This is a genomic window from Glycomyces niveus (assembly GCF_017592475.1).
Classification (GTDB): Bacteria; Actinomycetota; Actinomycetes; order Mycobacteriales; family Micromonosporaceae; genus Glycomyces; species Glycomyces niveus.
Window position 1 is genome coordinate 46,709 of record NZ_JAGFNP010000004.1, and the last position, 23,806, is coordinate 70,514.

At 72.5% G+C, this 23,806-nt stretch carries 21 protein-coding genes; 11 read left to right on the forward strand and 10 right to left on the reverse strand.

Annotation, left to right across the window (positions count from 1 at the left end):
- Window positions 1-13: 13 nt before the first annotated feature.
- The 4 genes from J5V16_RS08660 to J5V16_RS08675 all read right to left on the reverse strand — a co-directional run bounded on the left by J5V16_RS08660 (window position 14) and on the right by J5V16_RS08675 (window position 3,491).
- Complete coding sequence (locus J5V16_RS08660; RefSeq protein ID WP_208495706.1) at window positions 14-823, reverse strand: ABC transporter ATP-binding protein; 810 nt, start codon at window positions 821-823, stop codon at window positions 14-16.
- The gene (locus J5V16_RS08665; protein ID WP_208495707.1) at window positions 820-1,914 is read right to left on the reverse strand and encodes a FecCD family ABC transporter permease; all 1,095 of its coding nucleotides are present in this window, start codon (window positions 1,912-1,914) and stop codon (window positions 820-822) included. Before J5V16_RS08665 ends, J5V16_RS08660 begins: the two co-directional genes overlap by 4 nt.
- 148 nt (window positions 1,915-2,062) lie before the next feature.
- Window positions 2,063-3,088, reverse strand: a complete 1,026-nt coding sequence (locus J5V16_RS08670; RefSeq protein WP_208495708.1) for a FecCD family ABC transporter permease — start codon at window positions 3,086-3,088, stop codon at window positions 2,063-2,065.
- Between the two features lie 100 nt (window positions 3,089-3,188).
- On the reverse strand, window positions 3,189-3,491 hold the full coding sequence (locus J5V16_RS08675; RefSeq protein ID WP_208495709.1) for a hypothetical protein: 303 nt from the start codon (window positions 3,489-3,491) through the stop codon (window positions 3,189-3,191).
- A gap of 153 nt (window positions 3,492-3,644) precedes the next feature.
- Here J5V16_RS08675 and J5V16_RS08680 point away from each other — a divergent pair, with 153 nt between their 5' ends.
- A complete protein-coding gene (locus J5V16_RS08680) occupies window positions 3,645-5,339 on the forward strand; it encodes an ABC transporter transmembrane domain-containing protein (RefSeq protein ID WP_208495710.1) in 1,695 nt (564 codons plus the stop codon).
- Window positions 5,336-7,075, forward strand: coding sequence for an ABC transporter ATP-binding protein (locus tag J5V16_RS08685; RefSeq protein ID WP_208495711.1), 1,740 nt, complete (start codon window positions 5,336-5,338; stop codon window positions 7,073-7,075). The genes J5V16_RS08680 and J5V16_RS08685 overlap by 4 nt, the downstream gene beginning before the upstream one ends.
- Before the next feature lie 697 nt (window positions 7,076-7,772).
- Here J5V16_RS08685 and J5V16_RS08690 read toward each other — a convergent pair.
- Together J5V16_RS08690 and J5V16_RS08695 are read right to left on the reverse strand one after the other, a co-directional pair.
- Window positions 7,773-8,969 (reverse strand): serpin family protein, encoded by a 1,197-nt coding sequence (locus J5V16_RS08690; protein ID WP_208495712.1) that lies wholly within the window; start codon window positions 8,967-8,969, stop codon window positions 7,773-7,775.
- 47 nt (window positions 8,970-9,016) lie between these two features.
- A complete protein-coding gene (locus J5V16_RS08695; RefSeq protein ID WP_208495713.1) occupies window positions 9,017-10,201 on the reverse strand; it encodes a serpin family protein in 1,185 nt (394 codons plus the stop codon).
- 179 nt (window positions 10,202-10,380) lie between these two features.
- Between J5V16_RS08695 and J5V16_RS08700 the strand changes: the two genes are divergently transcribed.
- Both J5V16_RS08700 and J5V16_RS08705 read left to right on the forward strand, forming a co-directional pair.
- A complete protein-coding gene (locus J5V16_RS08700; protein WP_208495714.1) occupies window positions 10,381-12,285 on the forward strand; it encodes a GTP-binding protein in 1,905 nt (634 codons plus the stop codon).
- A 7-nt stretch (window positions 12,286-12,292) separates the two neighbouring features.
- Window positions 12,293-13,039: a GNAT family N-acetyltransferase gene (locus tag J5V16_RS08705; protein ID WP_208495715.1), complete on the forward strand. Its 747-nt coding sequence runs from the start codon at window positions 12,293-12,295 to the stop codon at window positions 13,037-13,039.
- A 47-nt stretch (window positions 13,040-13,086) separates the two neighbouring features.
- Here J5V16_RS08705 and J5V16_RS08710 read toward each other — a convergent pair whose 3' ends face one another.
- The gene (locus J5V16_RS08710; protein ID WP_208495716.1) at window positions 13,087-13,536 is read right to left on the reverse strand and encodes a hypothetical protein; all 450 of its coding nucleotides are present in this window, start codon (window positions 13,534-13,536) and stop codon (window positions 13,087-13,089) included.
- 36 nt (window positions 13,537-13,572) lie between these two features.
- Window positions 13,573-14,202, reverse strand: coding sequence for a GNAT family N-acetyltransferase (locus J5V16_RS08715; RefSeq protein ID WP_208495717.1), 630 nt, complete (start codon window positions 14,200-14,202; stop codon window positions 13,573-13,575).
- Window positions 14,203-14,373: 171 nt separating this feature from the next.
- Here J5V16_RS08715 and J5V16_RS08720 point away from each other — a divergent pair, with 171 nt between their 5' ends.
- The 4 genes from J5V16_RS08720 to J5V16_RS08735 all read left to right on the forward strand — a co-directional run bounded on the left by J5V16_RS08720 (window position 14,374) and on the right by J5V16_RS08735 (window position 19,456).
- Entirely contained in the window at window positions 14,374-15,552 is a 1,179-nt protein-coding gene (locus tag J5V16_RS08720; protein ID WP_208496171.1) for an NAD(P)/FAD-dependent oxidoreductase, read from the forward strand.
- Entirely contained in the window at window positions 15,549-15,806 is a 258-nt protein-coding gene (locus tag J5V16_RS08725) for a (2Fe-2S)-binding protein (protein WP_208495718.1), read from the forward strand. Before J5V16_RS08720 ends, J5V16_RS08725 begins: the two co-directional genes overlap by 4 nt.
- Window positions 15,803-17,176, forward strand: a complete 1,374-nt coding sequence (locus tag J5V16_RS08730; protein ID WP_208495719.1) for an NAD(P)/FAD-dependent oxidoreductase — start codon at window positions 15,803-15,805, stop codon at window positions 17,174-17,176. The genes J5V16_RS08725 and J5V16_RS08730 overlap by 4 nt, the downstream gene beginning before the upstream one ends.
- 165 nt (window positions 17,177-17,341) lie before the next feature.
- A complete protein-coding gene (locus J5V16_RS08735; protein WP_208495720.1) occupies window positions 17,342-19,456 on the forward strand; it encodes a beta-galactosidase in 2,115 nt (704 codons plus the stop codon).
- 280 nt (window positions 19,457-19,736) lie between these two features.
- On the opposite strand, the gene J5V16_RS08740 is transcribed toward J5V16_RS08735, so the two are convergent.
- On the reverse strand, window positions 19,737-20,621 hold the full coding sequence (locus J5V16_RS08740) for a sigma-70 family RNA polymerase sigma factor (RefSeq protein WP_208495721.1): 885 nt from the start codon (window positions 20,619-20,621) through the stop codon (window positions 19,737-19,739).
- 127 nt (window positions 20,622-20,748) lie between these two features.
- On the opposite strand from J5V16_RS08740, the gene J5V16_RS08745 reads away from it, so the two are divergent.
- Together J5V16_RS08745 and J5V16_RS08750 are read left to right on the forward strand one after the other, a co-directional pair.
- Window positions 20,749-21,267: a GNAT family N-acetyltransferase gene (locus J5V16_RS08745; RefSeq protein ID WP_208495722.1), complete on the forward strand. Its 519-nt coding sequence runs from the start codon at window positions 20,749-20,751 to the stop codon at window positions 21,265-21,267.
- Between the two features lie 52 nt (window positions 21,268-21,319).
- Window positions 21,320-21,805: an RDD family protein gene (locus J5V16_RS08750; protein ID WP_208495723.1), complete on the forward strand. Its 486-nt coding sequence runs from the start codon at window positions 21,320-21,322 to the stop codon at window positions 21,803-21,805.
- Here the strand turns inward: J5V16_RS08750 and J5V16_RS08755 are convergent.
- Window positions 21,802-23,091 (reverse strand): MFS transporter, encoded by a 1,290-nt coding sequence (locus tag J5V16_RS08755; protein ID WP_208495724.1) that lies wholly within the window; start codon window positions 23,089-23,091, stop codon window positions 21,802-21,804. The two genes, J5V16_RS08750 and J5V16_RS08755, sit on opposite strands and share 4 nt — an antisense overlap.
- 61 nt (window positions 23,092-23,152) lie before the next feature.
- Between J5V16_RS08755 and J5V16_RS08760 the strand changes: the two genes are divergently transcribed.
- Window positions 23,153-23,698 carry an ArsR/SmtB family transcription factor gene (locus J5V16_RS08760; protein WP_208495725.1) on the forward strand — a complete coding sequence of 182 codons (546 nt, stop codon included), beginning with the start codon at window positions 23,153-23,155 and terminating at the stop codon, window positions 23,696-23,698.
- Window positions 23,699-23,806: the final 108 nt, after the last annotated feature.

Genomic DNA, 23,806 nt, shown 5'->3' on the forward strand with positions numbered 1-23,806 from the left:
GGTGTCAAGGGAATCAGGAGCGGCGGTGCCGGGCGCTGGCGCGCGGGACCACCAGCGGGGTGCCGGTCTCGGGGTCGGGGACGACGCGGCAGGGGACGCCGAAGACGTCCTCGACGAGTTCGGCGGTGAGCACGTCGGCGGGCGCGCCGGTCGCGGCGGGGGCGCCGTCTCGCATGACCACGAGGTGGTCGGCGTAGCGGGCGGCCTGGCCGAGGTCGTGGAGGACCATGACGACGGTGCGGTCGGCGGTGGCGTTGAGTTCGGAGACGAGGTCGAGGACGTCGATCTGGTGGCGCAGGTCGAGGAAGGTGGTCGGCTCGTCGAGGAGGAGCAGCGGGGTGTCCTGGGCGAGGGCGAGCGCGATCCAGGCGCGCTGGCGCTGGCCGCCGGAGAGGTGGTCGACCGGGAGGTCGCGCAGGGCCGCGGTGCCGGTGCGGGCCAAGGCGTTCTCTACGGCGGCGGTGTCGGCCGGGGACCAGGGGCGCAGGGTGCGTTGGTGGGGGTAGCGGCCGAGTCGGACGAGCGCTTCGACGCTGATGCCTTCGGGGGCGGTGGGCTGCTGCGGGAGGAGGCCGAGGCGGCGGGCGAGGGCGCGGGCGCTCATGCGGTGGACGTCGTCGCCGTCGATGGTGACGGTGCCGGTCTCGGGGGCGATGAGGCGGGCGAGGCCGCGAAGGAGGGTGGACTTGCCGCATGCGTTGGGGCCGACGATGGCGGTGACCCGGCCGCCGGGGAGGGTGAGGTCGAGGTCGGTGACGATGGTGTTGCGGCCATAGCCGATGCGGAGGCCGGCGGCGGTGATGGCGTTGGGGGCGTTCGTCATCGGACGGTCCTCGGGTCGGGTCGGTTCTGGCGGGCCAGGAGGGCGAGCAGGAACGGCGCGCCCAGGGTGGCGGTGACGACGCCGACGGGGAGGCCGTCGAGCGGCAGTGCGTGCTGGGCGACGAGGTCGGCGGTGAGGAGCAGGAGCGCTCCGGCGAGGGCGTTGAGGGCGAGCGTTCCGGCGGTCGGAGGGCCGGCGAGGCGGCGGACGAGGTGCGGGACGGCGAGCGCGACGAAGCCGACCGGGCCGGTGAGGGCGACGGCGAGGGAGGCGAGGACGACGGCTGCGGCGAGGAGCTGGAGGCGGGCGGTGCCGGGGCGGACGCCGAGGGCGCCTGCGGCGTCGTCGCCGAGGTCGAGGACGGCGGCGCGGCGGTGGAGGGCGAAGGCGGCGGTGAGGGCGGCGGTCGTGGCGATGGCGCCGACGATGGTCTCGTTCCAGTTGCGGCCGTAGAGGGAGCCGGTGGTCCAGTGGAGCGCGGAGGAGGCGAGTTCGGCCGGGAAGCGCACGATGAAGAGGTTCACGGCGGCAGTGAGGCCGGCTTGGACGGCGAGGCCGACGAGGACGAGGCGGGTCGGGTTGATGCCGCCTTTCAGTCTCGGCGAAGCGTGCGAGCCGTCGAGTTGTACTGCGAGGAGGCCGAGAATGGTTGCGGCGCAGAGGCCGCCGCCGAGTGCGGCGAGCGGGGTGAGCGGCGCGGCGAGTCCGAGGGCGACGGCGGCGGTCGCGCCGAGTGAGGCGCCGCCGGTGATGCCGACGACGTCGGGGCTCGCCAGGGGGTTGCGGGCGACGCGCTGGAGGACGGCTCCGGCGACGGCGAGCCCGGCTCCGGCGATCACGGCGCTGAGCACGCGCGGGGTGCGGAACCGGCCGACGAGGAGCACTTCGCCGCGGTCGCCGGTGCCGAGGAAGAGTGCGTTGAGGGCGCGACCGGGGGTGAGGATGTTCTCCCCCAGGCAGATCCCGGCGAGGATCGCGGCGGCGAGCAGCGCGAGCCCGGCGAGCGTGAGGACCGCGACGCGGCGGCGCTGCCGGGCGATGGCCCCGAGGCGGCGGGCGGCCGGGGCGGTGTCGGTGGCGAGCGCGGTCATCGGGCGGCCTTCCCCGCGAAGCGAACGGACTTGGCGAGCGAGAGGGACGCGACGCAGCGCGCGCGTTCGCCGGCCTCCGCAGGCGAGCGATCCGAAAGCGCTGCGGTCGCGCCGCCGGGACACCGCACGTTGCGGCCGATATCGCCGGTCATCGGGCGGCCTTCCTTGCCAGGATGGCGAGGAGGGGCGCGCCCAGGAACGCCGTGATGATGCCGACTTCGATCTCGCTGGGGCGCACGATCATGCGGCCGAGGACGTCGGCGGCCAGGAGGAGGATCGGGCCGCCGAGGAGGCAGCCCGGCAGCAGCAGGCGGTGGTCGGGGCCGACGACGGCGCGCACGAGGTGGGGCGCGGCGAGGCCGATGAACGCGATCGGTCCGGCGACCGCGACGGCCGATGCGGCGAGGAGGACGACGGCGACGCCGCCGATGAGGCGGGTCCGGGCGACGGGCACGCCGAGTGCCGAGGCGGCGTCGTCGCCGAGGCTCAGGGCGTTCAGCGCGGGTGCGACCAGGAAGGCGAGCACGGTCCCGGCGATGAGCGGGGCGGCGACGGGGACGAGCATGTCGAGGCTGCGGCTCGCCAGCGAGCCGACGAGCCAGAAGCGGGCCTCGTCGAGGGTCTGCTCGGAGGTGAGGAGGACCGCCGACGTCCAGGCGGCGAGGACCGAGGCGAGCACGGTGCCGCTGAGCGCCAAGCGGACCGGGTCGAGGTCGCCCGCGCCACGGGCGAGGGCGAAGACCGCGACGGCGGCGACGGCGGCTCCGGCGAGCGCGAAGGGCAGGAACTCGGCGGGGCGCGTGAGGCCGAGTAGGTGGATCGCGGTGACCACCGCCAAGGCCGCGCCGGCGTTGACGCCGAGCGTGGTCGGCGAGGCGAGGGGGTTGCGGGTGACGCCCTGGCAGACGGCACCGGCGAGGCCGAGCGCGGCGCCGACGACGAGGCCAGTGATCGTGCGGGGCAGGCGGATGCCGGTGACGGCGAGGGCGTCGCGGCTCGTGTCGTCACCGAAGAGCGCGTCGACGACCGTGCCGAGCGGCACCGGGCGGGTGCCGAGGGCGAGGCTGAGCGCCGCGCAGACCGCAAGGGCCGCAATGCCCGCGGCGAACACCCCCGCAGTGCGCGCGGGGGTGCGGCGGGGGACCGCGGCGGTGGCGGGCTGGGCGTCGAGCACGCGAGCAGATTAGGTAAGGCATGCCTAATGGCTCGCGCGCGCTACCGCCAACGTGGTGCTCCGCACATTAACTTGAAACTTCAATTCAAGCGGGTATGGGTCAGTCGTGCCAGCGGCGGCCGAACCCGGAGAAGAGCCCGCCGATGGCCAGGTAGACCAGGGCCGCGATCCCGTAGTTCACGACGGCGCGGACCTTCGGGTCCTCGATGCCGGTGAACATGTCGCGGAACAGCCAGGAGAACCAGTTGGCGAGGTCGGCCATGAAGTTCACCAGCGGGTTGTGGGGGTTGGCCTCGAGGAGGACGAACCCCAAGTGCAGCAGGATGATCAGCGCGATCGCACCGAAGACCGCGGTGATGATGTGCACGATCAGGGGGTTGTAGCGCGTGACGACGTGGGCCATGACGATTCCGTTCGGTCTAGTGTCTGTCGTTCTTGGACACCGGGTTCCCGGATCGAAGCGGTGCAAACAGGACGCGGCCGAAATCGGCACAGCCGGGAATGCGACACTTTAAGCGCTTTCTCGAATACCGGTCGGCCGGTAAGCTTGGTACCCATGCCCTCCGCACCGCCACCGCTCACCCCGCTGCGCCTGCTGACCGGCCTGGCCAGGCCGCACGCGGGACGGCTCGCACTCGGCTCGCTGCTCTTCCTCTTCGCGGGCGGCGCCTCGATGTCGGGGCTGTGGATCGTCGGCCGGATCATCGACGAGGGGTTCATCGCCCGCGACGCGGGCGCGTTCGCGCTCTGGTTGGGGCTCATGGCCCTCGCCGTCACAGTGCAGCCGACGTTCTGGGTGCTCGGCTTCCGGCTCTTCAACACCGCCGACGCCGCCGGCCAGCGCGCCATCGTGCGGCGGCTCACCGACCACCTCAACACCGCCGGGACCGGCGTGCGCGGCCGCGTCTCCGCCGGCGAGCTGGTGAACCTGCCCAGCGAGGACATGCGCAAGGCGGCCCACACCGTCACCGAACTCGGCTTCGTCGCGAACAACCTCGCGATGTTCCTCATCGGATCGGCCCTGGTGTGGTCGATCCACCCGCTGCTCGGGGTCATCATCATCGCCGGGAGCGGCGCGACCGCGCTGGTCGCCGGGCCGCTCCTCAAACGCCTGCAACGCCGTCAAGCCGACTACCGCGACATGATCGGCGGCCTCACCGCCCAGGCGGCCGACATCGTGGGCGGCCTGCGCGTGCTGCGCGGCATCGGCGGCGACCTGCTCTTCACCGACCGGTACCGGGAGCAGTCGACGGCACTGCGCGACCGCGGCTACGCCGTGGCGAACTCCAGCTCTTGGATCCACGCCCTGCGCCACTCGATGCCGATCGTGTTCGTCGCGGTCATCACCTGGGTCGGCGCGCTCCTGGCGGTGGACGGCGCGCTCACCATCGGCGGCCTCGCCTCCGCGTTCAGCTTCGCGACCATCTTCATCGCCGTCTCCGGGAACTTCATCATCTCCGCGAACTACCTGGTCGCCAGCTGGGTGGCCGCCGGTCGGCTCACCCGGTTCCTGGCCATCGCAACGGATGTGGACGACGACGGGACGCTCCGGGGCGGGATCGGCGAGCTGCGCGACCCCGATTCGGGCCTGGTCGTGCCCGAGTCCGGGCTCACCGTCCTCGTCACCGCCGAGACCGCCCCGGCCGCGGAGGCCTGCGAACGGCTCGCCCGCCACCGCGACTCCGAAGCGGTGTGGGACGGGCGGCCCCTCGAGTCGTACGCGCTCGCCGACGTGCGCGAGCGGATCATGCTGCTCACCGACGAGGACCACCTGTTCGAGGCGACCCTCGGCGAGACCCTGCGGGTCGGGCCGGACGCCGCCCTCGCCGCCATCGAGACCGCTTGCGCCGCAGACGTGTACACCGGCCTCGGCGGCACCTTCGACGGCCGGGTCGCCGAAGGCGGCCGGAACCTCTCGGGCGGCCAGCGCCAGCGCCTTCGGCTCGCCCGCGCGCTCGCGGCCGCACCGCAGACGCTCCTGGCGGTCGAACCGACCTCGGCGGTCGACTCGCACACCGAGTCGCTCATCGCCGACCGCGTGTCCGCCGCCCGGGCGTCGCTGTCGACGCTGGTGGTGACGGCCTCGCCGCTGTGGCTCGCGCACGCCGACCGGGTGGTGTGGATGGTCGAGGGCAAGGTCCACGCCACCGGGTCGCACGCCGAGCTGCTGGCCGACCCCGCCTACCGCCGCCTCGCGTCACCGCGCGAATTCATGGCTCGCAAGCTTCGCCAAGGAGGGGAGACCGCATGAGCGCCACCGACCTCCACGAGCGGCTGCCGATCGCGAGCCCGGCGCAGGTGCGCCGGGCGTTCCGCGGGCTGCTCGCCGCCGACAAGGGCCCGGCCGTGCAGGTCCTGATCATGTACACGCTCGCGGCCGGGTTCAGCGTCGCCATCCCGGTCCTGCTGGGCCGGGTAGTGGACGGGATCGGCGCGGGCTGGGGCGCGCACGAGGTGAACCTGACCTGCGCGGTGATCCTCGCCTGCGTCGCGGTGCAGTTCGTGCTCAGCCGCTCGGGCCGGCGCGCGGGGTACCGATTCGGCGAGCGGGCGGCAGCGCGGCTGCGCGAGGACGTGGTCGCGCGGGTCCTCGGCCTGCCGCTGGACCGGGTCGAGCAGGCCGGGCGCGGGGACCTCGGCACCCGCACATCGGCCGACGTCAACACCGTCGCCGACCTGCTGCGGGACAACGGCCCTTCGATGGTGACCTCGCTGATCGAGGTCGTGGTCCTGTACATCGCCCTGTTCGTGGTCGACCCGCTCCTCGGCCTGGTCTCGCTGCTGACGCTGCCGCCGCTGCTGCTGGCGTCGCGCCGGTACCTGCGGCAGGCGAACCGGGTGTTCACCGAGCAGCGCGCGGCCATGAGTGAGGCCGCCGAGACGCTCTCCGCGTCCGGGAGCGGCGCGAGGACCGTTGCGGCGCTGGCGATGCAGGAGGAGCGGCGGGCGATCGGGCACGCCCGGGCCGAGACCCTGTTCGAGCGGTTCAAGCGGCTCATCCGGCTGCAGGTCGAGTTCTTCTTCTTCCTGTTGTGGCTCAACCGGCTGCAGCTCGTGCTGGTCGTCGTCGCCGCCGGGTTCTGGTACCTCGAGGGCGGCATGAGCCTCGGCACCGCGATCGCCGCGATCACCGTGGTGGTGCGCATCGCCAACCCGACGAACTCGGTCATGACCCAGCTCAGCGAGTTCCAGCAGGGCGCGGCGGCGCTGGCGCGCATCGCGGGCGTCGGCCTCATCGAGCCCGAGACCCGCGATGCCGTTCCGGACGGGAACGACCTGGTGCTCGACACGGTGACCTTCGGATACGGCGACGGCCCCGACGTGCTCCACGGCCTCAGCCTCCATCCGCGGCAGGGCGAGCGGCTGGTCGTCGTCGGGCCCTCCGGGGCCGGCAAGTCGACGATCGCGCGCCTCCTCGCCGGGATCGACCGGCCGCGCACCGGGACGGCGACACTCGGCGGCGTCCCCGTGAGCGACATCCCGGTCGAGGAGCTGCGCCGCCGCGTCGTGCTCGTGACCCAGGAGCACTACGTGTTCACCGCGACTCTGCGCGAGAACCTGATCCTCGCCGCCCCTGACGCGGACGACGCGCGGCTGGTGGCGGCACTGCGCCGCGTCGATGCGGGCTGGGCCGTGGCGACCGGGCTCGACACGATGCTCGGCCCCGAGCACCGGCAGCTGACCACGGCCGAGGCGCAGCAGATCGCGCTCGCCCGCGTCGTGATCGCCGACCCGCCGATCGTGATCCTCGACGAGGCCACGGCCGGCATCGACCCGGCGAGCGCGGGCAATGTGGAGGTCGCGCTGGCGGCGGCGCTCGAGGGCCGCACGGTCATCGCGATCGCGCACCAGCTGCAGGCGGCGGCTTCGGCGGACCGGATCGCGGTGGTCGAGGACGGCCGGATCGCCGAGGAGGGCCCGCACGCCGCGCTGCTCGCGGCGGGCGGGGTCTACGCCGGACTCTGGCACGCGTGGCAGGGCGACTGATCCGTTGGTGTGATGCCGACGGGGCGAGGGTGGTGCCGGGTGGTTTCGATGGTCGGGAACTGCGCTGGTCTCGCTTACCCCTGTCGGCGACGGAGGGCGCTCGGGGGCTTGCCGCTGGGTGGCTGGAGGCGACCTCCCGACCCGCAGGGACCCCCTTGCGCTTTGCCTTGGGGCCCAGGCAGGCAGGCGAAACATGAATATCTTCTCGACTTGTGGGTGATGGCAGGCAAGGCTGTTCGCGAGACAATCGAGGTACGCACAGGGGTACGGAAAACGTACAGGTGGCGAGTAGGTGCAAGCAGACTACGACAAGCCTCTGGCCGAAACCCAAACCGGACCGATTCCGAGCGCGACCGCTCAGCCCCAGGTGCTATCGGGATCCGCAGCTGACCACGGCCCTTCGGGGGCGTGCTGGGCGGGAGATCGACGGTCGGGATCACCTCGGCCGCGGCAGTGCCCGGAACGAGGCACACGAACTCGTAAGACCGCCAGCGTGAATGGCAATGCCGGCCGGCATTGGAGGACCCGGTCTACCCATTGCCCTCATGCGAGGCAGCAATCACTCCGACCAGCTGAGCGCCACGGTGTCCAGACTGGCGGACACACCTCGCCCAGGCGATGAGGTGTGCGTGGGAGGCGGAACGACTTTCCACCGATCGAGGACGTAAGGGAGGGAAAGTAAGGGAGGGAATCGAGACTAGCCGCGCTCGGGCTCGTCGACCCAGCCGGCGATGAGGATCAGGCCGGACGGGCGGTGGCGGGCGAGGTAGGCGAAGGGGCGGTCGAAGCGGACCGATGCCCGCACGTGCCGGTGCTGGGGCTTCGCGAAGAACCCGGCGCGGGTCATGGCGATCGCGGTGACGGCCGCGGCCTCGAAACCGATGGCGCTGAACACCGACATCGCGGTCTGCTTGGCTTGTGTCACGTACACCGGCTGGGCCGCAAGGCGGTCGAAGCGGGCGCGCTCTTCATCGGAGGCGAGCACGAGCCCGAGCGCTTCGGCGTCTTCGAGGAGGTCGAGGTTGCTGTCGAGCGAGAAGCGGACCGTCTGGACACTCACTTCAGGGCCGGTCTGCGGCCGCATTCCCTGGTACTCGGCGACTTCGACGCCGACGGCCCGCTCGCCCACCTCGAGTTCGGTCGAGGAGCGGCCCCAGCCGGGATCGGTCGCGGCGTCGATGAGGGCGCTCATGACCGCTTGCGGCGCAAGGCCTTCGCGCCCGAGGCCGAGGAGCACGTCGATGCCGCCGTCGCCGGGGACCGTGAGGACCGAGGCGTCTTCGGCGACGCGGAGGACGTCGTCATTCAGCGTCGCGGTGAGCGCCCGGCAGCGGCCGAGCTTGGACCAGGGGCCGCGGTCGAAGGCGCGGCTCGCGTCCCGGAACGGCGTGCGCCAAGTGGTGCGCACCGACAGGGCGCTGGCGAGGACGAGGTCGATCGCCTGCTGGAAGTCCAGCGGCATCCGCTCGATGAGCCCGTCGGTGTTCCGCGACGCCCACGCGTCGAGGGCCGCCTTGTCGGCTGCAGGGTCGCCGGTGAGCGACCCGACGGCCTCCACCGGGAGCTTGGCGACCCATTCGGGGTCGAGCGTGACCCTGCCGCCGGCCCAAGCGCCGATGGCGAGGCGGATCGCCGGACTGGTCCGGGCCGCTTCGAGCAGCGCCGCAGGGACCTTCGCGGCCTGGTCCGCGTCGATGCCGGCGGCGGCGAGCAGTTCGTCGCGGGTGTCCTCGACGGCGCCGGTCGCCAGCGCGGCGAGCAGGGGCCAGATGCCGAGTCCGGAGGCGACCGCCGGCACCGAGTCGCGGGAGGCGAGCCACCGCCTCGTGAACTCGTTGGCGGCCTTGACCTCGCGTTCGGCGAGTGCGTCCTGGATCGTCGTCTCGGTGCCCATGCCCTGGATGCTAACCCGGTCGTGCCGCCGCGCCCGGCGGTTGCGGACTATGCGCCGAGTTCGCTGACCCAGCCGGCGATGAGGATGAGGCCGGAGGGGCGGTGGCGGGCGAGGTAGGCGAAGGGGCGGTCGAAGGTGACGACGACGGCGCGGTGGCGGTGCATCTCCTGCGGCGGGGCCGCGCCCATCCAGTCCATGCCGAACGCGGTGACGGCGGCGGCCTCGAATCCGGTGGCGCTGAAGACCGCGGTGCAGGTCTGCTTGGCCTGGCTCACGTAGAGGCGTTGGGCCGCAAGGCGGTCGAACTGCGCGAACTCGTCGTCGGAGGCGAGTTCGAGGCCGAGGGAGGCGGCGTCTTCGAGGAGGTCGAGGTCGCTGTCGAGCTTGAACGCGGGCACGATCGCGTTGATCTCGGGACCGGTCTGCGGCTGGGGGCTCGGGTACTCGAGGAGGGTGACGCCGATCGGCTGCGCTTCCGCGGTGAGTTCGGTTGCGGGGCGGCCCCATGCGGGGTCGGCGGCCGCGTCGATGAGGGTCGAGAGGACGTCTCGGGGCGGGGTCGTTTCGAGGCCGAGCGCGAGCAGGACGTCGATGTCGTCGCCGCCGGGCACGGTGAGCACGGCCGTGTCGGCGCTGACCCGCAGGACTGCTTCGCGGTAGCAGGCGGTGAGGACGGTGCCGGCGTCTTTCCAAGGGCCGCTGCGGAAGGGCGCGCGCTCGTCGAAGGGGGTGCGCCAGGTCGTGCGCACCGACAGCGCGCTGGCGAGGAGCAGTTCGATCGGTTCCTCCAGGTTCACCGGCATCCGCTCGATGAGGCCGCCGGTGTTGCGGGAGGCCCAGGCGTCGAGGGCGGGCTTGTCGACGGCGGCGTCGCCGGTGAGCGCGCCGATGGCGTCGACCGGGAGGCCGCCGATCCAGTCGGGGTCGAGGGTGACCCTCGGTCCGGCCCAGGCCGCCAGCGCGAGGTTGAGGGCGGGGGCGGACTTGACCGCGTCGAGGAGGGCGGCGGGGACGTCGGCGGCCTGGCCGATGTCGAGCCCGGCGGCTTCCAGCAGTTCGTCGAGGGTGGCTTCGACCGCGCCGGTCGCGAGGACGGCGAGCAGGGGCCAGATGCCGAGCCCGGAGGCGACCGCGGGGACTTCGGCGCGGCCGGTGAGCCAGCTGCGGGTGAGCTCGTTGGCGGCGGCGATCTCGTCGGCGTTGAGCGCGTCTTGCAGGGTGGTCTGCTCCATGCACCGGATGCTAGCGGTCCGGTGCGCGCTAATTCGCTTGCGCGGTCCCCTGAGGGGTCCTACCCTCGGCTGATCGTCGGTCCAGACGTGTCAGTCCTCGCCTGAGCAGGAGATCGCCATGCGCCAAATCTCGGAGTGCCTCATCCGAAACCAGACGATCTCACTCTCGAGGACCTGCTTTGCCTTTTCTGAATCTGGGGATTCTCGCCCACGTCGACGCCGGTAAGACCAGCCTGACCGAGCGGCTGCTGTTCAACGCGGGCATCATCGACCGCGTCGGCAGCGTCGACTCCGGCAGCACGCAGACCGACTCCATGGACTTGGAGCGGCGGCGCGGTATCACCATCCAGTCGGCGGTCGTGGCGTTCCAGCTGGACGGCCTCACCGTCAACCTCATCGACACTCCCGGTCACACCGACTTCATCGCGGAGGTGGAGCGGGCGCTTCGCGTGCTCGACGGCGCGGTGCTCGTGGTCTCGGCCGTCGAAGGCGTGCAGGCGCAGACGCGCGTCCTGTTCCGCACGCTGGAGCGGCTGGGCGTGCCGACGCTCCTGTTCGTCAACAAGGTCGACCGCCGGGGCGCGCGCGAGGACGACCTCATGCGGGACCTGGCCGAGATGCTGAGCCCGCGGCTGCTGCCGATGGGGACGGTCCGGGCGATCGGCACCGGCGACGCCGAAGTGGCGCCGTTCGGGTTCGGCGACCCGGTTTTCACCGAGCAGGCGGTCGAGATGCTCACCGCGGGCTCGGACGAGTTCCTGGCCGCGTACCTCGACGACCCCGACGCGCTCGACTGCGACGCCGAGCTGGCCGCGCAGGTGCGCACTGGCCGGGCCCACCCGGTCTACTTCGGGTCGGCCGTGACCGGCGCGGGCGTGGCGGCGCTGACCGACGGCATCCGCCGGTATCTTCCTGTGCCGCAACGGGACCCGGAGGGCGAGCCGGTCGGGACGGTGTTCAAGGTCGAGCACGCCGCGGCGGGCCAGAAGGTGGCGTACGTGCGGCTGCGCAGCGGGCGGATCGCACCGCGGGAGCAGCTCACGACGTTCCGCCGCGTCGACGGGACCGTCGAGTCCTTCGAGGGCAAGGTGACCGCCGTAGAGGTCTTCGCGACCGGCACCGAGACGGTGACGGCGGTCGCCGAGCCCGGGAGCATCGCGAAGGTCAAGGGCCTCACCGAGGTCCGCATCGGCGACGCGATCGGCTCGGAGGACGCGCTGGCGAGCGGCGGGTTCTTCACGCCGCCGACGCTGGAGACGGTGGTGCGCCCGGCCGATCCGCACGACCGCATCCCGCTGAACCGGGCGCTGCTGAGCCTGGCCGAGCGGGATCCGCTGGTCGACCCGCACTTGGACGAGCTGTCCGAGGAGATGGCGGTGCGGCTCTACGGCGAGGTGCAGAAAGAAGTAGTGGCCTCGCTGCTGGACGAGGAGTTCGGCATCGCGGTCGAGTTCGAGGAGACGCGCGCGATCCACGTCGAGCGCCCGGCCCGGACGGTCGAGGCGCTCCACGAGATGGGCCCGTGGCAGCAGACCCCGCACATCGCGACCGTGGGCCTGCGGCTGGAGCCGGGCGAGCCGGGGTCCGGCCTGCACTACGGGCTCGAGGTCGAGCGGGGCTCTTTGACGCGGGCGCTCCGCAACGCCGTGGAGGAGACCGTCCACAAGGTCCTGAGGCGGGGTCTGTACGGCTGGGCGGTGACCGACTGCCGGGTCCTGTTGACGGCCACCGGCTACATCGGCCGGGCCAGCACCGCGAACGACTTCCGCGAGGTCACCGCGTTCCTCCTCGACCTCATGCTCAAAGAGGCCGGCACCGTGGTCTGCGAGCCGGTGAACAGCTTCCACGTGGAGTTCCCGTCCGGAACCGGCAACGCGGTGCTCAAGACCCTCGGCGAGGCTCGCTCGAACATCAAGGGCCAGTTCTCGACCGAGACCACCGGCTACGTCTCGGGGTTCATGCCGACCGAAGCCGTCCACGGCGTCGAGCGGCGCCTCCCGGGCATCACGGAGGGCCTGGCGCTCTTCACGACCGAGTTCGCCGAATACCGCCCGGTCTACGGCACCCCGCCCAGGCGCGGCTAGGAGCAGCATGGAGATCAAGCAGGTCGAGGACCGCTGGGAAGTCCGTAATGGATCGGGCCGGGTCGGGACGGCGCACGTGTGGGACCGCCCGGACGGAAAGCGCTTCGCCTGGTTCGACCCGATCGACGCGGAACTGATCGCCGCCTTGTGCGCGGCGATCGGCGCGGACCGACCGGTGCACACCCTGGCCGACGTGCACGAGCGGGGCCTGCAGCGGGAACTCGCTGCGGCCGGTTTCGTGGGCGAGCGGTACGAGCACGACTGGACGCTGCCGGTCGCGACGGCGGCCGACTGGGACGACGCGGCGCTGGCCGGGTTCACGCTCGGCTCGCCCGAGACGTTCGGCATGGACGCGGTGCGGCGCTTCGACGACGAGATCCGCGCCGACATCCCGGGGCTGCGGGGATGGCGCTCGGACGCCGCGTTCTGGGAGGGCGAGCACGGCGACGCCGCCTACGACCCGGCGGTCTATCCGATCGCTTGGGACCCGGCGGCCGAGCGGTTCGCCGGGATCGTGCGGGTCTGGATGGTGGCGTCGGGGCCGCGCCTCGGCCTGGTCGCGGCGGCGCGGCCGTACCGCGGGCGCGGGGTCGCGGCGGCGCTGCTGGGCACGGCGTTCCGGGTGCTGCGCGATCGCGGCCACGAGACGGTGGCCACCGAGTGCGACGCGGCCAACCCGGGTTCCAAATGGCTGCTGGAGAAGGCGGGCGGGCAGATCGTCGGCGGCACCGTGGAGTTCATCCGGCATTCATGACGAGGGCGGCATTGGCATTCGGAAGGCGCACTCGCCGCCGGCTCTGGTCAATGAGAGACGCCGGTTTGAGGCTTCCTGGGCCGGCGTGGCATGTGGACGGTGGCGAGGGCGATGAGGAGATTGCCGGCGATGAAGATCCACGGGCCGGGGAGGAGCAGTCGGCTGCCGGTGACCGACGCTATGAATCCCGCCAGTGCCATCAGCGCCGGCAGCGCGTAGAGGCCGTAGAGCGGCATGCGCATGCGGGCGGCGACGAGCATGCCGACGATCGCCGCGGCGGCGGGCGCCGCGAACACGCCAATGACGAGGTACTCGAATCCGGGCCAGTCGTCGGGGCCGTCCGAGGTGGCGTTGGCGGCCGGGATCAGGAAGAGAGCGAACACGGCGACCGCGGCCAGGATCTGCAGCGCCGTGATGCCCAGGGCGCGGCCGAGCCGCGAAGGCCATCGCGGACCGGACCCGCCGTCGAGGTCGGGCGGCCCTTGGTTCGATCTCATGCGCGCCAGATTAGCGGCGTTGCGCCACAGTGGCCCTCATGCGCATCGCTCGCGAATGCGGGCGAGGCGCTTCTCAAGGGCCGCTTCGGTGTCGGGCCATTCGGCGCGGGTGATGGAGAAGATCGCGGAGTCGCGGAGGAGGCCGTCCTCGCCGGGTGCCCAGGAGCGGGACCAGTTGCGAAGGACGCCTTCGAACCTCGCGCCCGCGGCCTCGATGGCGGCGCGGGAGCGGGCGTTGCGGGCGTCGGTCTTGAGGTCGACGCGTTCGACGCCGAGGACGGTGAAGGCGTGGCGGAAGAGCAGGAGCTTCGCTTCGGCGTTGAGGCCGGTGCCCTGGGCAGAGGCGGCGAGCCAGGTGAAGCCGACCTCGATCGCGTAGAGGCCGCGGCCGGGCAGGTGGCGCGGGTCCCAGAGGGCGGTCGCGCCGACCGCGCGGCCGGTGGCGAGGTCGATCTGGGCGTACGGGGCGAGCCGGCCCTGGGACTGGCGTTCGAGCTGCTGGTCGATGTAGTCGCCGACCTCGTCGGCGCGCGGGACCCACGTGAACCCGTACCGGTCGCGGCCTTCTTCTGCGGCCGCGGCGAGGTCCGCCGCGTGCGCGTGCGCGAGGGGTTCGAGGCGCACGCGGTCGCCTTGGAGCACGGGGCCGTCGATCGGGGGTTCCATAAGGCATCGTCCTTCGTCGTCGCTGCGGGAAGGGTAAGGGCAGCGGGCGCGGGCGGTCGCGCCGTTTTCACCATGCGGGAGGCGCGGCCCGGTCCGCGGACCGCCGTGTAACCGGGTCCGGGAGCGGGCATACTCTCTGATCGTGCGTGTGTTGAGGGGCAGGTGAGTCGCATCGAGACCGCTGACGTCGTCGTGATCGGGGCCGGGATCATCGGTGCCGCGTGTGCGGAGGCGCTCAGCGCCTCCGGGATGCGGGTCCTCGTGGTCGATCGCGGCGCCCCCGCCGGGGGGACCACGGCCGGGGGCGAGGGCAATGTGCTGCTGTCGGACAAGGCCCCCGGGCCGGAACTGGACCTGGCCGTCGCGTCGCGGCGGCTGTGGCCCGAGCTGATCGAGTCGCTGCGGGCCGAGCTCGGCGACGAGATCGCGCGGGTCGAATGGGAGCCCAAGGGCGGCCTGGTGGTCGCCACCGAGAACGACGCCCGGGGCCCGCTCGCGATCCTCGCGGAGGCGCAGCGCCGGGCGGGCGTCCAGGCGACCGCCGTCGACGCCGCCACGGCGCGCGAGATGGAACCGCACCTGACCGAGCACGTCGCCGCCGCGGTCCACTATCCCGAGGATGCGCAGCTGCAGCCCGTGCTCGCCGCCACCGCGATGCTCGCGGCCGTGCGCTCGCGCGGCGGCGACGTGCGCGGCTGGTCCGAGGCGCACGGCCTGGTCGTCGTGAACGGCAAGGTCGCGGGCGTGCGCGTGGGCGAGGGGACGATCGCGTGCGGCGCGGTCGTGAACGCCTGCGGGCCGTGGGCGGGGCATTTCGGCGCCGCGGCGGGCGCGCCCGTCGAGGTGCTGCCGCGCCGGGGCATGGTCCTGGTGACCGCCCCGCTCCCCCACGTCGTGAGCCGCAAGGTCTATGCCGCCGATTACGTTGCGGCCGTGGCGAGTTCCGACGTGGACCTGCAGGTGTCGGCGGTCGTGGAGTCGACCGCGACGGGCACGGTCCTCATCGGTTCGAGCCGCCAGCGCGTCGGCTTCGACGAGGCCCTGCAAGTGGAGGTGCTGCGGCGGCTCGCGCGCAGCGCCGTGAAGCTCTTCCCGGTGCTGGCGGGCGTGCCGGTGATGCGCGCGTACGGCGGGTTCCGGCCGTACACGCCCGACCACCTGCCGGTGATCGGCGAGGACCCGCGCTTCCGGGGGCTGTGGCACGCTTCCGGCCACGAGGGCGCCGGGATCGGCCTGGCGCCGGCGACGGGGCGCCTGCTGGCGGACCTGATGTACGGGCGGGCGCCCGTGGTGGACCCGACCCGGTTCAGAGTGGACAGGCCTGCGGTGATCGCGGAGGTGCGGACGTGAGAGTGCTGTTCGACGGCGAAGAGTTCGAGGCCGAGGAGGGCCAGACCGTCGCGGGGGTCCTGCTCGCGAAAGGGGTCCGCTCGTGGCGGACCACGCGCGGCGCGGGCCGCCCGCGCGGCTTGTTCTGCGGCATCGGGGTGTGCTTCGACTGCCTGGTGAACGTGAACGGCGTGCCCGATGTGCGGGCCTGCCAGCGGGTCGTGGCCGACGGCGACGACATCCGCACCCAGACCGGGGCGGAGCTGCCGTCATGAGGCGCATCGTGGTGGTCGGGGCGGGCCCGGCCGGGATGGCGGCCGCCGCAGCGGCCGCGCGGCACGGCGTCGACGTGGTCCTCATCGACGCGGGCGCGAAGCTCGGCGGGCAGTACCACCGGCAGGACGCGCTCGCGCCCGGCGACGCGTTCGTCCTCCCGGGGAACGTCGAGCACGTCGCGGACGCGACCGTGTGGGCGATCGAGCCGGTCGACGGCGGGCACCGCGTGCACCTGCGCATCGGCCCCGCCGACGGTCCGCGGCGCCACGGCCGGGCGGTCGAGGCGCGGGCGCTCGTGCTCGCCACGGGCGCGTACGACCGGGCGCTGCCGTTCCCGGGCTGGGACCTGCCGGGGGTGTTCACCGCCGGTGCGGCGCAAGCGCTCGCGAAAGGCCAGGGCGTGGCGGTCGGCGACCGGGTCGTGGTCGGCGGGACCGGGCCGTTCCTGCTGCCGGTGACGGCCTCGCTGATCGGCGCCGGCGCGCGGGTCGTGGAGGTCGCGGAGGCGAATGCGGCGGTCACCGGGTGGCTCTCCGACCCGCCGGGGGCACTGGCGGGCTGGTCGAAGACCGGTGAGCTGATGCGGTTCGCGGCGGCGCTGGCGCGGCACCGGGTGCCGTACCGGTCGCGGTCCGCGGTGATCGAGGCGCACGGCATCGACGTCGTGGAGTCGGTGACCGTGGCGCGGCTCGACGGCCTGTGGAACCCGGTGCCGGGCACGGAGCGGCGCATCGAGGCCGACGCCGTGGCGGTCGGGTTCGGGTTCACGCCGCAGCTGGAGCTCGCGCTGGCGGCGCGGTGCCGGGTCGAGGACGGGTTCGTCGTCGTCGATGCGGCGCAAGGGACTTCGGCCCCGGGCGTGTTCGCGGCCGGAGAGCTGACGGGCATCGGCGGGGCGGCGCTGGCAGCGTCCGAGGGCGAGGTCGCGGGCGCGGCGGCGGCGAAGTTCGTGGGCGCGGCGGTCGAACCGCCGTTGAAGGCGATGGCGCGGGTGCGGTCGGGCCGGAAGTTCGCGGCGGCGCTGAACGCGGCGTACCCGGTGCTGCCGGGCTGGCAGGGCTGGCTGCGCGACGACACGATCGTGTGCCGGTGCGAAGAGGTCACGAAGGCGGCGCTCTACCGGGCCGTGGACGAGCGGGACGTGGAGGCGGTGCGCTCGCTCAAGCTCGTGAGCGGCGCCGGTCTGGGCCTGTGTCAGGGCCGGGTGTGCGGCCGGAACGTGGCCGAGCTGGCGGGCGTCGACGCCGCCGGATTCGCGAAGCGGCCCATCGCGTCCCCGATCCGGCTGGCGGAGCTGGCCGAGGAGGAGCCGGTCGAGTCGCCTATCGACGCCGAGGAGTCCGGCCGGGCGCTGGGCGTCGAATACTGACGGCATCGAATATTCATCGAATGGACTGAGGGCCGCCCGCGGATGCGGGCGGCCCTTTGCATTCGCCTGCTGTGGTGCGGAAACGGGGCGGCGGGATAGGGGTTGACATACGCTCCCGGGGTTGCGTACGGTACGGGCTGACTACGTAGTCAGAAGGAGCCGCAGATGTCCCACTGGCCGAACCCGATCCTGTTCGGGGCCGCGTACTACTTCGAATACCAGCCGGACGCCGTCGGCGGATTCGACACCGAGGCCGCCCGGGCGCGGCTCAAGACCGACCTCGACCTCATGGTCGACGCCGGGTTCTCGGTCATCCGCGTCGGCGAATCCGTCTGGAGCACCTGGGAGCCCGAGAACGGCAGGTTCGACCTCGACTGGCTGCAGCCGGTCCTCGACGGCGCGCACGAGCGCGGCATCGCCGTCATCCTCGGCACCCCCACGTACGCCGTCCCGCCGTGGCTCGTGCGCCTCTACCCCGAGATCGCCGGCGAGCGCCGCACCGGCGAGCGCATCCCGTGGGGCGGACGCCAGGAGGTCGACTACACGCACGCCGCGTTCAAGTTCCACGCCGAGCGCGTCATCCGCAAGATCATGGCCCGGTACGCCGACCACCCGGCCGTCATCGGCTTCCAGGTCGACAACGAGCCCGGCCTCCAGATCTTCCACAACGAGGGCGTCTTCCAGCAGTTCGTCGACCGCCTGCGGGCCAAGTACGGCGACGTCGAGACCCTCAACCGCGAATGGGGCCTGGTCTACTGGTCGCACCGGCTCAGCACGTGGGCCGACCTGTGGCGGCCCGACGGGAACGCGCAGCCGCAGTACACGCTCGCGTGGCGGCAGTTCCAGGCGGACCTGACCACCGAGTTCATCCACTGGCAGGCCGAGCTGGCCCGCGAGTACGCGCGCGAGGACCAGTTCGTGACCACGTGCATCTCCTACTCGCGCCCCGGCATCGACGACCCCGCGCTCACCGCGGACCTCGACGTGACCGCCGGGAACCCGTACTACGCGATGCAGGACGGCCTCGCGATGCCCGCCGCCGACGGCGGCAGCGCCATCGACTGGAACACCAAGGGCGCGTGGGCGCTCTACCACTCCGCCGACCGCATGTACTCCTCGAAGCAGGCGCCGTACCTGGTCACCGAGACCAACGCGCAGGCCATCGGCATGCCGTGGTGGAACGAGCCGGCCTTCGACGGGCAGTGGCGCCAGGCCGCCTGGGCGCTCGTCTCGCGCGGCGCGGCCATGATCGAGTACTGGCAGTGGCAGACCCTCCACTTCGGCACCGAGACGTACTGGGGCGGGGTGCTGCCCCACAGCGGGCAGCCCGGGCGGACCTACCGCGAGCTCGCCCGGATCGGCGCGGAGCTGCGCAAGACCGGCGAGGCCCTGCAGGGCATGGTGCCGAGCGCTGATGTGGCGATCCTGTACTCGAAGCGCAGCGAATGGGCTCTGGCGGCCGAGCCGCAGATCCAGAACGACGACGGCGGCCCCGAGCACCGCTCGTTCGAGGCGATCCACGGTCCGTTCTACCGCTCCGCGTTCGACGCCGGCCTCCAGGCCCGCATCGTCCACACCAGCCAGCTGGGTTCGCCGGAGGAAGCGGCCGCCGAGTACCCGGTCCTCGTGGCCGCGGGCCTCTACGCGGAGGACGACGACCTGCTCGACTGGCTCACCGCTTACGCGGCGGCGGGAGGGCACCTCGTCGTGGGGCCGCGCACCGCCTACGCCGACGAGGAGGCGCGGGCGCGCCGCGACGTGAAGCCCGCGCGCCTCACCGAGGCCGCCGGCGTCTGGTACGACGAGTTCGCGAACCTCAAGGAAGCGCTCACCCTGCGTTCGCCGGAGGGTTCGCCGCTGGCGCTGCCCGAAGGCGCGGCGGCCGTGAAGTGGGCCGACGGCCTCAATGTCGAAGGCGCCGAACCGCTCGCCGAATATGTGCACCCGCACTACGGCCGCTTCGCGGCGGCGACCACGAAGGCGCACGGCAGTGGCCGCGTCACGTACGTCGGCACCATCCCCAACTCGGCCTTCGGCCAAGCGCTCTTCGAGTGGATCGCCCCGGAGAACGCATGGCGCCCCGAGCACCCCAGCGTGACCACCACCAGCGGCGTGACGGCCGAAGGCCGCACGGTCCGGTTCATCCACAACTGGTCCTGGAACGAGATCGACTACCCGCTGCCCGCGGCGGCGACCGACGCGATCGACGACACCGCCCACCAAGCGGGCGCGGTCCTGCAGCTCGGGCCGTGGGACGTGAAGGTCCTCATCGAACAGTAGGCGCCTGTTCCTGAACAGCCTCGAAAGGGCCGGTGGTCGAAGCTCAGTGAGCGAGACCACCGGCCCTTACCGCACTCAGGGACCCGAAAATGTCGTACCCCCGAGCGATCGTTGCATAAGGGCACTTCTTCCCGGGCGCCGATGGCGTCAGCCCTGCCCGGGAAACGCCGCGCAGAGGGCTGCGCCGGGGACGGCCGCGGAGTCGAGCCGGCCCCTCAGGCATCGGACGATGGCCGGAGGAAACCCGCCGCGCGAGGCGCGCGGCTTCATCTACGGTCTGTCAGGCGCCGGCCGGTTCGAGGGCGAGACCCGCGATCGTGGTGGGGGCGTTCATGATCTCGATGCTGGTCACCTTGCCGTCGACCACGGCGAAGGACAGGACCGAGCGGGGCGAGCCGCCCGGGGCCCACATGACTCCGGCGAGGCCGTCGATGAGCACGGTGACCGCGTCCCGGGCCTGGCCATTGAAGATCGCCGCCACCGCGGAGGCGCCGATGACCTCGCGGCCGGAGAAACCGGTCGCGACCGCATCCTCGTCGGCGACGACCACGATGTCGGGATCGAGCACGGCGAGCAGGTCCTCGAAGCGGCCTTCACGGGCGGCGGCGAGGAAGGCGTCGACCACCGACTTGCGCTGCCGCGCATCGCGATCCGCCTCGGCGCGGTCGCGGCCCGCGCGGACCCGCCGGCGGGCGCGGCTGGCGAGCTGGCGGGTGGCCTCGGGCGTGCGGTCGAGCACCGGCGCGATGCGGTCGAAGGGCACGCCGAACAGGTCGTGCAGCACGAACGCCACGCGTTCGGCCGGGCCGAGCGCCTCGATGACCACCTGGAGCGCCGAGCCGACCGCGTCGGCCATGACCGCGTCCGACTCCGGGTCGCCGCCCGCTCCCGGCCCCGCGGCCAGCGGCAGGTCGGCCTCGAGCGCGTCCTCCTGGCGGTGGCGGCGCGAGCGCAGCAGGTTCAGGCAGACCCGCGAGACCACGGTCGTGAGCCAGCCGCGCAGGTTCGCCACGTCGGCGGTGTCGGTGCGCGCGGACCGCAGCCACGCCTCCTGGACCGCGTCGTCCGCCTCGGCGGCGCTGCCGAGCATCCGGAACGCCACGGCCCGCAAGTGCTCGCGGTGCGCCTCGAACCGCCGCGCCTCCACCGCAATGCTCTGACTCATCGCATCCTCCATTCGGGCCTGCCCCACTGTACTGACCCGCCGGGAACCGCGAACGTGACAAGGCCTCGCCGACGGCGGCCCGCCAAATCCGTTGCGGGCGTTCGGGCAGGCTGTGATACTCGGCCCCATGACTCTCATTCGCCGCGAGATCGAGGGCGACGGGCCCCTCATCCACGCCCTCCACGACGCCGCCTTCGCCACGGTCGCCTACGCCTCCGGGACCGAGGCCGCGATCGTCGACGCCCTCCGCGGGAGCGAGGACTGGGTGCCGCAGCTCTCGCTCGTGGCCGAGATCGACGGCAAGCCGGTCGGGCACGCCGTGTGCTCGTACGGGCGACTCGCCGGCGAGCGCGTCCTCGGCCTCGGCCCGATCGGCGTCGACCCGGCGCTGCACGGCAAGGGGATCGGGTCGGCCCTCATGCACGCGTCCATCGCGGCGGCCGACGCGCGCGACGAGCCCATGATCATCCTCCTCGGCAACCCGGACTACTACGGCCGCTTCGGTTTCGAGCCCGCCGCCCGGTACGGCATCGACCCGCAGGAAGCCGAGTGGGAGCCCGCGTTCCAGGTCCGCAGGCTCGCCAACTGGCGCGACGACCTGCGCGGCACCTACACCTACTCCCCCGGCTTCGACGCCCAGAACTGAGCCGCCCGCTCGCCAGACAGCGGACTCGACACGCGCGGATACGCTGGTACGCATGGCAGCGAGCAGAGTCAAGGCGTTCGGCAACGGGACACGGTACGTCGAGGCCGGCGGCTGGGCGCGGACCTTCGCGTGGCTGATCGACGCGATCGTGGTCCTGTTCGGACTGCTCATGGGGGTCGGGGCCCTGGCGGCGCTCGATGACGCGCTGCACCTCGGCGGCGGCATGCTCGTGCTGGGCATGGCGGTGCTGCTCTTCGGCGTGCCGCTCCTCTACGGCCTCTGCTACACCGACGGCCGCGCGCTCGGCGCGCTGTGCACCGGCACGCGGCTGGTACGGCTGCGCGACGGCGGGCGGATCGGCGCCAAAGGCCCGTGGGCGATGGTGATCCGCACCGTCCTCCTGCCGCTGCTCATCATCGCGGCCATCATCGGCGGCACGGTGGACGGGTCGTTCGTGCGCACCAGCATCGACGTCGCGCGCACGCGCGACCTCCCCGCGGCCAGCGGCGTCGACGGGCTGCCCGCGAGGACGCCTTAAGCCGCGACCGGTTCGCGTTCCCGTTCCGGTTCGGGCAGGGTGCGCAGATTCCGCAGCGGGGAGAAGAAGACCGGCAGGAACGCCGAGCAGATGCCGGCGGCTGCGATCCAGAGGGTCGCGCGGGCGCCGAGGGCCTGGCCGAGGACGCCGCCGAGGAGCGAGCCGACCGCGTACGCGCCGTAGACGATGAAGCGGACCGTCGCGTTCATCCGGCCGAGCATCCGGTCGGGGGTCAGGCGCTGGCGGAAGCTCACCTGGGTGACGTTGTAGACGACGCCGCCGATGCCGACGAAGGTCATCGCGACCGCGCCGAGCCAGACGCGCCAACCGGGTTCGGCCAGCGGGATGAGCAGGATCCACGGCGAGGTCGCGGCGACCGAGATCCACACGACAGGGCCCTGGCCGAGCCGGCGGGTGGCCGGGCCGACGACGAGCACGCCCGCCACGCCGCCGATGCCGAAGAGCGCGAAGAAGAGGCCGATCTCGCCGGGCGTCAGGCCCATGTCGCGGGGCAGGAAGACCACGATCATCGCCATGAACGCGCCCATCCAGAAGTTCCAGGAGCCGGTGCAGGCGATGATCGAGGCGAGGATGCGGTTCTTGAAGACGAACGCGAGGCCTTCCTTCACCTCGGCGGCGATGCGGGAGCCTTGGGCCACTTCGGGTTTGGGTTCGCGGCGGCGGATGCGCAGGAGGAAGAGCGCGGAGGCGCCGAGCGCGACGGCGTCGAAGGCCAGCGCGACGGGCGCGGTGAGCCAGGCGATGAGCTGGCCGGCGAGGACGGGGCCGCCGAGCTGGGCGGTGGAGCGGACGGTCTCGAGTTTGGCGTTGCCTTCGACGAGGTTCGCGCGGCCGACGAGGTGGGGCAGGTAGCTCTGGTACGAGACGTCGAAGAAGACGGTGAAGGCGCCGATGACGAGTGCCACGGCGTAGAGCTGCCAGATGGTGAGCGTGCCGGTCCACCAGGCGATCGGGACGGTGAGCAGGACGGCGGCGCGTACGACGTCGCTGACGATCATGACCCGGCGGCGGCGCATCCGGTCGATCCAGGCGCCCGCCGGGAGTCCGATGAGGACGAACGCGACCATGGTCATCGAGGAGAGCACGCCGACTTCGAGCTCGCCGGCGTCGAGTGCGAGGACCGCCGCGAGCGGCAGGGCGAGCGAGGTGATCTGGTAGCCGACTTGGGCGACCGTGGTGGAGAGGAAGAGGTCGCGGAAGTCGCGTTCGCGGAGGAGGCCGAGGCGGTCGCGGGGCACGGCAGTGCCGTCACCGGGGGAGATCATGCGATTGAGTATTCCCAATCAATTGGGTTCTGTCAATCACTCGGACCGCTAGGATGAAGGCGTGGCAGAGCAGCGCAAGACCGAGGGGTTCAAGGACGACCGGCCGCTGGCCTCCGAGGCGGAGGCCAAGGCGGTGGCGTCGGCCGTGCGGTTGCGCATCCTGCGGCTGTGCCTCGACCAGGCGCTGACGAACAAGGAGATCGCCCAGCGGCTCGAGTCGAACCCGGCGACGGTGCTGCACCATGTGCGCAAGCTGGTCGAAACGGGGTTCCTGGCGCCGCAGGAGGAGCGGGTCGGCGCGCGGGGGTCGCGGGAGATCCCGTACTTGGCGACGCGGAAGTCGTGGGCGCTGCGGCTGGGCGAGGAGCACTGGTCGGACCTGTCGACGGCGATGATGGACGCGTTCCGCACCGAGGTCGCGCAGCTGGGCGACCCGTCGAAGGTGAACATCGGCCGGCTCGGCATGCGGCTCAACGAGGAGCAGTACGAGGAGGTCACCCGCAAGTTCAAGGTGCTCTTCGACGAGCTGGCGGCGATCCAGCCGGGGCCGGACGCGAAGCCCTACTCGCTGTTCACGGCGATCCACCCGGACGCGGGCCGGGATTAACGGGCCTTTGCGGCGCCAGCCTTCAAATCGGACACCCGGGGACCCCCCGATCTCCATGGTCCCATCGGGGTGCGACAGCACATGGCAAGGCCGCGACGCGAATGGGGT

Bases quoted from the DNA above. Each gene is read 5' to 3' on its own strand.
- J5V16_RS08660 (WP_208495706.1), bottom strand. From the start codon at position 823: ATGACGAACGCCCCCAACGCCATCACCGCCGCCGGCCTCCGCATCGGC.
- J5V16_RS08665 (WP_208495707.1), bottom strand. From the start codon at position 1,914: ATGACCGCGCTCGCCACCGACACCGCCCCGGCCGCCCGCCGCCTCGGG.
- J5V16_RS08675 (WP_208495709.1), bottom strand. From the start codon at position 3,491: ATGGCCCACGTCGTCACGCGCTACAACCCCCTGATCGTGCACATCATC.
- J5V16_RS08680 (WP_208495710.1), top strand. From the start codon at position 3,645: ATGCCCTCCGCACCGCCACCGCTCACCCCGCTGCGCCTGCTGACCGGC.
- J5V16_RS08685 (WP_208495711.1), top strand. From the start codon at position 5,336: ATGAGCGCCACCGACCTCCACGAGCGGCTGCCGATCGCGAGCCCGGCG.
- J5V16_RS08690 (WP_208495712.1), bottom strand. From the start codon at position 8,969: ATGGGCACCGAGACGACGATCCAGGACGCACTCGCCGAACGCGAGGTC.
- J5V16_RS08695 (WP_208495713.1), bottom strand. From the start codon at position 10,201: ATGGAGCAGACCACCCTGCAAGACGCGCTCAACGCCGACGAGATCGCC.
- J5V16_RS08705 (WP_208495715.1), top strand. From the start codon at position 12,293: ATGGAGATCAAGCAGGTCGAGGACCGCTGGGAAGTCCGTAATGGATCG.
- J5V16_RS08710 (WP_208495716.1), bottom strand. From the start codon at position 13,536: ATGAGATCGAACCAAGGGCCGCCCGACCTCGACGGCGGGTCCGGTCCG.
- J5V16_RS08715 (WP_208495717.1), bottom strand. From the start codon at position 14,202: ATGGAACCCCCGATCGACGGCCCCGTGCTCCAAGGCGACCGCGTGCGC.
- J5V16_RS08730 (WP_208495719.1), top strand. From the start codon at position 15,803: ATGAGGCGCATCGTGGTGGTCGGGGCGGGCCCGGCCGGGATGGCGGCC.
- J5V16_RS08735 (WP_208495720.1), top strand. From the start codon at position 17,342: ATGTCCCACTGGCCGAACCCGATCCTGTTCGGGGCCGCGTACTACTTC.
- J5V16_RS08740 (WP_208495721.1), bottom strand. From the start codon at position 20,621: ATGAGTCAGAGCATTGCGGTGGAGGCGCGGCGGTTCGAGGCGCACCGC.
- J5V16_RS08745 (WP_208495722.1), top strand. From the start codon at position 20,749: ATGACTCTCATTCGCCGCGAGATCGAGGGCGACGGGCCCCTCATCCAC.
- J5V16_RS08750 (WP_208495723.1), top strand. From the start codon at position 21,320: ATGGCAGCGAGCAGAGTCAAGGCGTTCGGCAACGGGACACGGTACGTC.
- J5V16_RS08755 (WP_208495724.1), bottom strand. From the start codon at position 23,091: ATGATCTCCCCCGGTGACGGCACTGCCGTGCCCCGCGACCGCCTCGGC.